The organism is Clostridioides sp. GD02404, assembly GCF_045898275.1.
GTDB lineage: Bacteria > Bacillota > Clostridia > Peptostreptococcales > Peptostreptococcaceae > Clostridioides > Clostridioides difficile_A.
The window spans coordinates 164,549-174,066 of the sequence record NZ_JBJOCA010000005.1; the positions used below are offsets into that span (position 1 = coordinate 164,549).

General features: G+C 27.0%; 7 protein-coding genes. 5 read left to right on the forward strand and 2 right to left on the reverse strand.

The window, feature by feature from the left end:
* Positions 1-170: 170 nt before the first annotated feature.
* Positions 171-2,519 (forward strand): diguanylate cyclase, encoded by a 2,349-nt coding sequence (locus Q3287_RS05195; protein WP_407963615.1) that lies wholly within the window; start codon positions 171-173, stop codon positions 2,517-2,519.
* A gap of 364 nt (positions 2,520-2,883) precedes the next feature.
* Positions 2,884-4,665 (forward strand): UvrD-helicase domain-containing protein, encoded by a 1,782-nt coding sequence (locus Q3287_RS05200; RefSeq protein ID WP_054276323.1) that lies wholly within the window; start codon positions 2,884-2,886, stop codon positions 4,663-4,665.
* 75 nt (positions 4,666-4,740) lie between these two features.
* Here the strand turns inward: Q3287_RS05200 and lepB are convergent, their stop codons facing one another.
* Positions 4,741-5,271: a signal peptidase I gene (lepB, locus tag Q3287_RS05205; RefSeq protein WP_407963616.1), complete on the reverse strand. Its 531-nt coding sequence runs from the start codon at positions 5,269-5,271 to the stop codon at positions 4,741-4,743.
* Between the two features lie 39 nt (positions 5,272-5,310).
* Positions 5,311-6,135, reverse strand: coding sequence for an undecaprenyl-diphosphate phosphatase (locus Q3287_RS05210; protein ID WP_054269818.1), 825 nt, complete (start codon positions 6,133-6,135; stop codon positions 5,311-5,313).
* Positions 6,136-6,386: 251 nt separating this feature from the next.
* Here Q3287_RS05210 and Q3287_RS05215 point away from each other — a divergent pair, with 251 nt between their 5' ends.
* The 3 genes from Q3287_RS05215 (at position 6,387) to Q3287_RS05225 (ending at position 9,470) form a co-directional block, all read left to right on the forward strand.
* Positions 6,387-7,295 carry a tyrosine-type recombinase/integrase gene (locus Q3287_RS05215; protein ID WP_054269819.1) on the forward strand — a complete coding sequence of 303 codons (909 nt, stop codon included), beginning with the start codon at positions 6,387-6,389 and terminating at the stop codon, positions 7,293-7,295.
* A gap of 142 nt (positions 7,296-7,437) precedes the next feature.
* Complete coding sequence (gene purB / locus Q3287_RS05220) at positions 7,438-8,883, forward strand: adenylosuccinate lyase (protein WP_407963617.1); 1,446 nt, start codon at positions 7,438-7,440, stop codon at positions 8,881-8,883.
* Between the two features lie 311 nt (positions 8,884-9,194).
* Positions 9,195-9,470, forward strand: a complete 276-nt coding sequence (locus tag Q3287_RS05225; RefSeq protein WP_407963618.1) for a MarR family winged helix-turn-helix transcriptional regulator — start codon at positions 9,195-9,197, stop codon at positions 9,468-9,470.
* Positions 9,471-9,518 lie beyond the last annotated feature (48 nt).

Sequence of the window (9,518 nt, forward strand, 5' to 3'; positions counted from 1 at the left end):
TTAACAAATAATTTTGTATGAGATATTTGTATATTTCTGTTTTTTTATAAAAAGTAATAGATTAATATAAAAAATTTAAAGTTTTAAAAAGTTTAATACTTGAAATAATTATATTTAAAGAAGGTGAAAATACAATGAAGCCAAAGTGAGGGTTAAAGAGGGGACAGATTATGAAAAAAAATACACTTTTACATACAAATATTGTTGTTTGTATTATTATTACTCTTGGTTTTGTAGCTACTTCTGTAATTGGATATCAATCTAATACTAATATTTTTAAAAATGATATTGAGCATGTATCTACATTAGCTGCTGAAGGTATTTATTATCAGATAGATAAAATCCTTTCAGAGCCTATAAATGTGTCTCTTACCATGGCAAATGATAGTTTATTAAAAAACTTTTTAAATGGAGAGAAAGAACATTTAAATGATGAAGAGTTTATTCATAAACTACAAGATTACTTGAATGCATACAGGAATAAGTACTCATATGATTCTGTTTTTCTAGTATCGACCAAAACGAATAATTATTATCATTTTAATGGTCTTGATAGAAATCTTAGTGATAAGAATTCTGAGAATCAATGGTATTATGATTTCCTAAAGAATAATGAGGAATATTCATTAAATGTTGATAATGATGAAGCAAGTAATAATAGTATTACAGTGTTTGTAAACTGTAAGATAAAAGATAATGATGGTTCAACTATGGGAATTATAGGAGTTGGATTAAAGGTTAATTCATTACAAAAGTTGCTTAAAGAATATGATGATAAATTCGATGTTGTAGCACGTTTAATTGATGATAAAGGATTTGTACAATTAACATCAGATAAAACTGGTTATGAGCATATAAATTTTTTTGAAAATTCTAGTAGTGATTTATCTGATTCAAAAGAGTTAATACTAAATAATAAAAAAGAACAAAAGAGTTTTTGGAATTCATCTGAAAAATCAAAAAGTTATGTTGTATGTCAATATATATCTAGTTTAAAATGGCATCTTGTTTTAGAAAATGATTTGACTATAATGAGTAAGCAATTTCAAACACAATTTCTAAAAGGAATTGCAATTATAATTTTGATTATAATATTTGTACTTTTTACAATTACACGTGTGCTTAAGAAGTATAAGAACCAAATAATGAAGCTTAGTGTATCCCAGAAATTAGAATATCAAAAGTTGCTGAGTCAATCTACTGAAGAACTTTATGAAAATATTTTTGAGATTGATGTCACTAATAATAGAGCTGGTTGTGAAGATTTAAATAGATATTTTCATGATTTTGGGTTAGATATTAATACACCATATGATGAAGCACTACATACAATTGCTAAAGAACAAATAAAAGAAGAGTATGCACAGGGGTATTTAAATACATTCTTACCAGAAAATGTTCTTAAGTGTTATAATAGTGGAATTAATAATATTAGCTATGATTTTTTAATTAAGACAGACGAGGAAAATTATCACTGGATTAGAATTAATGCACGAATTTTCTTTTGGACATCAGATGAATCTGTTCGTATGATATCTTATCGTAAAAATATAGATGAAGAGAAAAATAGAGAATTGTTACTCCTTGAACGTTCTCAACGTGATTCTCTTACTGGTCTTTACAATAAGGGGGTAACAGAAGAATTTATTAGTTCATTTTTAGAAAATAAAAATAATCAAGATTCAGAACATGTTTTTCTAATATTTGATATTGATGATTTTAAAAATGTAAATGATAAGTATGGTCATGCATTTGGAGATTTTATTATAAGTGAATTTGCATTGGAGTTGAAATCTCAATTTCGTGAGGATGATATTGTAGGGCGTATTGGTGGAGATGAGTTTGTGGTATTAATAAAAAACTTTAACACCAATAACTATGTACTTGTAGATAAATTAGAGCGTTTTTGTTCTAAAATTAACCAAAAAAGATTTGCTGGACACATGGAGTTTTCTATTACATGTAGTATTGGGGTAGCGATGTATCCTGAACATGGTTATGTATATTCTGAGTTATATGAAAAAGCAGACCAAGCACTTTATTATGCAAAAAGTCATGGAAAAAATTCTTATCATGTATTTTCAGATGATTCTGCTGATAGCATGTCATTTCACATAGACCCTAGAGATATAAAGGTATTATTAGAAATGGCTACTGATGGTGTTGTCAAATTTGCTTGCATGGAGAATTTGAAATTACTTTATTTTAATCAAAAAATGCTTGAATTCACTGGATATTCTGCACAATCTGTTTCATCTGAAGATTTTGATGTTCTTTCACCAGTATTACAAGATGACTTGCAAATAGTAACTGATACATTGGAAAAAGCAATTTCTAAAAGAGAAACTTTTGAAGTAGTTTTCCGCTTCTGCCATACAGATGGTCATGTTTTTCCTGTAAGAATGCAAGGTAAGTTTGTAAACGAATTATATCAAAATCGTTATCCTGTTTTTTATGCGATTTATACAGATATATCAAATCTTAATATTATATCAGAAGATAAAAATGAAACATTATAGTAAAATAAAAAAATTAATATAATAGTATCAACATGTAAAGATTATAAATAAAACCTGCTAATAAAAATAGATAGTTTCTGGCAGGTTTTTACATTTCTTAATAATAAATTTTTATGTTTTTAGAAGATAAAGTTTGGAATTTTAAAGACATTACTTATCATTTTAAAAATTAATTATGAAATTTATTATTTACATAAAACATTTTATAAGAATAAGTATCTATACTTATTACAATTTTTCTTCAAAAGTTTTGTATTTATTTGTATTTATTTTGAATTTATTTACTAAATTTGCCTATAAAAAGTATATATAAAAATATAGTTCAAAATGGTATAATTAAGTATAACAGAAGGAGGTAATGTAAGTGAGCCAATACATAAATATAAACTCTCAGTTAGACGCCCTAAAATTGAAAGAATTCGAGAAATTATTTTACGAAGATATCAATGAGGACGTTAAAGTAGTGCCAAAAGTTACTCCTTTTAAAGGAATAAATACTGATTTGTTGTATGTTAAAGATGGAAAAATTTTATTTATAAAATTTATGGATACAACAGAAGATATATTTTTTATTTTGGAAGAAGAGTTACTTGAAGTTATGAATGAGGAATATGAGCTTTTGAAACTAAAAATGGGACAAAAGAATAGAAATATAAGCTACAATTACGTTTACATTATGCCATATGTTGAAGTAGAAGAAGCATATGAGTTTGGAGAATTTGTTAATAATAATATAATAGATAAAAATAAGCTTCAAGATATAATGAATAAAGGTTCACTAGATGAATTTCTTAGTGAAAAAAATGATGAAATAAATTTAAATTTATTTTTATTAGATATATGCTCAGAGTACTATATAATAAATGATAAACTTCATTTAAATGAAAAATTTAAAAAGATTTCTTTCTATAATGATGACTATAAGTATACAGCAACTATGATGGAAGAAGTTCAAATTAAAGATGCTGTTTCTATTAAATATGGAAATACACTTATTGAAGGTGGTTCTGGTATAGGAAAGACAGCAATTATGCTTTCAAGAGCTATAAAGCTAGCAAAAGTATATCCACATCATAAATTAATCATATTTACACATACAAAGCAATTATGCAATGAGCTTCGAGAGAGGATAGAGCTATTGTATAAAGATAATAATAATTTAGAAGTCCATACATTTAGTTCTTTTATATTTAAACTCGCTAAAAAATACAACTTAATTGTAGATTACAATATGTTAAAAAATGATTATGAAAAAACTTTTAATAATCTAGTAAAACAAGCACAGAATATTATAAAAAATAAAAATATGTTTAAAGCTATTTTCGTTGATGAAGCAGAAAGTTTTTTAGATTATGAGATAGATTTTATAAGAGAGTTTTTATATAAAACCAAATTTATATTTAATGTGTGTTCTTGTAATTCTTTGAATATCTCTAATAGATTAAATATATTTAAAACGTTATATAGCAATATAGAGTTTGATGATAAGCTTATCTTAAGCAGAAATTATAGACAAGCTAAAGAGATTGTAGATTTTGCAAATAAATTTTCAAATAATTCTAACTCATATATTAATGAATTAAGACCAAATACAAAGTTTAATACTTTTTTTAATACCGAAGCACTTAGAAGTGGTAATAAATCTGTTGATATAATAAAGGTAAGTGACCTTGATGACCAGATAAGTTCTGTAATATGGGAAATTGAATACCTGATAGGTAAAAAGGGGCTTGATTATTCTGAAGTTGCTATTGTATATCCTTACAATAAGAAAAAGTTAAAAAGTGGAAAAACTATTTATTTTCAATACATGCTAAAAAAAGCTTTAGAAGAAGCAAAAATTCCTTATATATGTGCAGAAGACAATCTGACAAATATAAGTAAGAAGGTAGGAACTACAATAGCAAATATATATTCTATAAAGAATTTGGAATACAAAGCAGTGATAATATGTGAGCTAGAAATGTTATATAATCAAACTATAAATGATACAGAGCAAGATTACCAAGTAAATGACTTTGTGGGAGATTTAAATAAGGTTTATTTGGCTATGAGTAGAGCAACTGATTATTTAAGTATAGTAACAACTTTTAATGAGGATGCAAGTGATATAATAAGAATTATCACAGAATCAAAAGAGAACTAGAAAAAACTTCTATAAGTAAATTAAAAGAGACTGAGATGTGTAAAATAAATTTTACCAATTCAGCCTCTTATTTTCTTAATCCACTTTTCCAATATTATTAAGAGGTAAAAGTCTTACCATAACCTTACCAAGAATTTCATCCTCATCAACCATACCTACATCAGGAAATCTACTATCATTACTGTTTTCTCTATTATCTCCCATTGTAAATAGTTTACCTTTTGGAACAACTGTATCTATATCTCCAGAAGTGTAATTATTGTGTATATATGGTTCATTTAATAACTTTCCATTTACATATACTTTGGAATCTGATATTTTTATACTGTCACCTTCAGTAGCTATAACTCTTTTTATTAAGTCTTTTTTCTTTCCTGTATCGCCATCAACTAAATTGGTTTTAAAAACGACAATATCGCCTTTCTCAGGTTTACCAACTTTGTATGATATTCTATTTAAAATTAGATAGTCTTTATCGTCTAAAGTAGGATACATCGATTCTCCACTGACAATAGAAGGTCTTATAAATTGTAGGATTACAAATGCAAGTACAATAGCCATAGCTATTGACTTAGCCCAATCAAATATTTCTTTTTTAACACTCATAATTTTTCTCCTTATCATTTGTTATTAAATTAGAATACATTAGAATAGAAAGAAATAAGCAAGAACAATTATACCCAAGACTATTCTATAATAACCAAAGACTTTGAAGTCATGTTTTTTGATATAGTCCATAAAGAATTTAATAACTACAATTGAAACAATAAATGCTACTATAGAACCAACACCTAAAATAAGCCATTCAAATCCACTAAATCCAAATCCAGCTTTTAGAAGCTTTAATGCACTAGCTCCAAGCATTGTAGGGATAGCCAAGAAGAATGAAAATTCTGCAGCTACATATCTAGAAGCACCAAGTAACACTGCACCTATTATAGTTGAACCAGACCTAGATGTACCTGGTATAAGAGCTAAACATTGGAATAATCCTATACAAAGAGCTAACTTATATGTAACTTGAGAAAAATCCTTATACTTAGGTCTTTTATTTCTCTTTTCAAGTCCTATCATTATTATACCATATACAATAAGAGCAATAGCAACTACTGTTGAATTGAAGAATAATCTATCTATATCATCTTCAAAAAGTATTCCAATAACTCCAGATGGTATAACTGCAATTATAACCTTAAGCCATAAGCGAACTGTTTCTTTTTTTTGTTTAATATTCTTTGAGCTATCAAAAGGATTTAACTTTTTAAAGAATATAACAAGTACTGCTAATATTGAACCAAATTGAATTACAACCAAAAATGTACTTATAAATGTATCTGAAAAATTCAATTTTATAAACTCATCAACTAATATCATATGCCCTGTACTACTTACTGGTAGCCATTCTGTGATTCCTTGAACTATTCCTAAAATGACTGCCTTAAAAACTTCAAGCAAACTAAATGTTTCCAAACCAAAATACCTCCAATACAAATTTATAGTAGCATATTTTATTCATATATTAACAAAAAAATGCCACCTTTTACTAACTTATAATACCATAGTACTGTGTAGTGCACAATGGAAGATTGATATTTTCATAAAACCTTCATAATTTGACAAAGTAAAGTTAGAGCTTATCTATTGAATAAGGGGTATATTTGAAGGGGAAATATATGGTATAGTAAAAGTATAACGATTTTATGAGAAGGAAAGGAGTTATTATGTATAGTACAAAAATACTAGATGATTATGAGTACGAAACCTTTAATGTTTTTTCTACAAAATTAAACCCAAATACAAAACACGATTATTTATCAAAGGTTATACTGTTTAAAGAGTTCTTAAAAGGGAAAGAATTGATTTATGCGACAAAAGAAGATTGTAAAAATTTTGTAGACTATATACAGACCAAATATGCAAAATCAACTTGTGAAAAGATATATAGTTATTTACATAGTTTTTATAACTTCTTAAAGAAAGAAGGATACATAGATATAAATCCATTTAGGTATGTAGAGAAACCAACAGTAACAAGAATAAAAACAAAAGATGATGTCCTAAGTATACAAGAAATAAATAAACTTATAGGTATTTTACCAAAATTAAATATAAGAGATAGAGTAATAATAGTCTGTCTAGTTACTACTGGGTGTTTATTAAATGAATTGGTTAGCTTGAAGTGGAAAGACCTTATGGTAGATGAAAACGATAACTCGTACGTGAGACTGGGAAAAGGAAGAAAAGAGAGGGTAGTTAAGTTGCATCCATACTTCTTTAAACTATTAGAAGATTATAGGAATTATTCTGGGCTTCCTGAGGTAATAATACCTAATGATGACTTTATTTTTACTACTCAAAAAAGTAATTCTATAACAGATAGAAATGTCAGACTTATAGTCAAAAAAGCTTTAGATTTAGCAGGGCTTTCTCAATATTCAGCAAGAGACTTTAGACATTCATTTGCAGCAATAAGTTTAAGACTTGGAGCAGATGAAAGTGATGTAAAAAATCAACTTGGTTGGAGTGACAAATACTATGCAATTAGATATAAATATGTATTAAATTTTGTCGATAGCGAAATAGTGGATTATCTTATTGAAAAAGATAATTTAGATATAAATAAAAAATAGTAATAAATAAAAAATACTATATATAAATGTGAACAAAAAATAAAAAAGCCTTGTTATAGTTCGTAAAATTATATATAATTATTTATGTACTAATTTGTACACACTAATCACATGACAAAAGATTTAAGGAAGGTGCTAAATAATGATAGATAATAAATATACTACGTACTCAAATCCACTTACAGATAGATACTGCAGCAAAGATATGAGCTATATATTTTCTCCACAATTTAAATTTTCTACATGGAGAAGACTATGGGTTGCTCTTGCAGAAGGTGAACATGAGTTAGGAATAAATATAACTGAAGAACAATTAGATGAGCTAAGAGCTAATATAGATAATATAAATTTTGACGAAGCTAGAAAAATAGAGAAAGAAGTAAGACATGATGTAATGTCTCATGTAAAAGCATATGGTTTACAGTGTGAAAAAGCCAAAGGAATAATACATTTAGGGGCAACATCTGCATATGTTGGAGATAATACGGATGTTATACAAATGAATGAAGCGTTAAAACTTCTAAGAGTAAAGCTTGTAAACTTAATAAATAATTTAAAAGAATTTGCACTTAAGTATAAGGATATGCCAGCTCTTGGGTTTACACATTTTCAAGCAGCACAACTTACAACAGTAGGTAAAAGAGCTTGTTTATGGGCTCAAGATTTAATACTTGATTTGGAAGATTTGAATTACAGAATAGATAATATGAAATTAAGAGGAGTTAAAGGAACTACTGGTACTCAAGCAAGTTTTTTAAGCTTATTTGAGGGAGACCATGAAAAAGTGAAAGAGTTAGATAAAAAAATCTGCAAAAAGATGGGATATAATTCTTCTTATGCAGTAAGTGGACAAACATATACTAGAAAATTAGACTATCAAGTGATAAGTATACTATCAGGGATAGCTCAAAGTATGCATAAAATGACTAATGATATAAGACTTTTACAAAGTTTAAAAGAATTAGAAGAGCCATTTGAAAAGAATCAAATAGGTTCATCAGCAATGGCTTATAAGAGAAATCCAATGAGAAGTGAGAGAATAGCATCTTTATCTAAGTATATAATCTCTGAATCTTTAAGCCCTGCAATGGTACAAGCTACTCAATGGTTAGAGAGAACATTAGATGATTCAGCTAACAAGAGATTAGCTATACCTCAAGCTTTTATGGCAGCAGATGCAATACTTGAAATAGGCATAAATGTAACTGATGGTTTAGTAGTATACGAGAATATGATAAATAAACGTGTAAATGAGGAACTTCCTTTTATGGCTACAGAAACAATACTTATGGAAGCTGTAAAAAGAGGTGGAGATAGACAAGAGTTACATGAGATAATAAGAGAATACTCTATGAAAGCTGCATATAGAGTTAAACATGAAGGTAAGGATAATAATCTAATTGAGCTTATAATGAATGATGATTCATTTAAAATGAGCAAAGAAGAAATATTATCTATAATGGACCCAAAAAACTTTATAGGTAGAGCACCAGAACAAGTTGTGGAGTTTGCAAATGAAGTTGTAAAACCAGCTATAAAAGATTATAAAGAAGATTTAGGAAAAGTAGATGTGGATTTAAGAGTATAGAAGTATACAGATAAAATATAATCAAAAATGGCTATCTTATTTATAAATAAGATAGCCATTTTAATGGGCTAGCGTCTGCTCTTCATCGATATGAAGAGTTCTTCCTTATTTACTATACCATGAATTAAAGAAAATAGCTATATAAATAGTGTTTAATAAGAATAATATAAATAAAATTAAATAAAATAATAAGATTACTAATTAAATTTAAACATTCAGTAAAAACTATTGTGCTTGCAATATTTTTAATGTAAACTGAAATAAAGTTATTTAGATAATTTAATAAATTTAAAAACAACCGAGGTGATTGTATGAACTATGTAGTAAAAGATACCATAAGTTTTCTAGTAAAAACATTTCCTAAGATTTATTCTAGCCTATACTTAGAGGACCTAAAAAAATTTGCACCAGACTATAATGTAAATAAAACACAATTAAGAGCATTAGTATTTATAAAAAATTATGGAGTAATAAGTATGACTGATTTATGCTCTAAATTAAATATAGAAAAAGGCAGTTTAACTAGTATGGTTGATGATTTAACTGAAAAGAAATATGTAACAAGAGAAAGAGACTTAGTTGATTAAAAAATAGCTACGCACACTTGTGACTTTAGTCGTGAGTTAGTAGCTAAA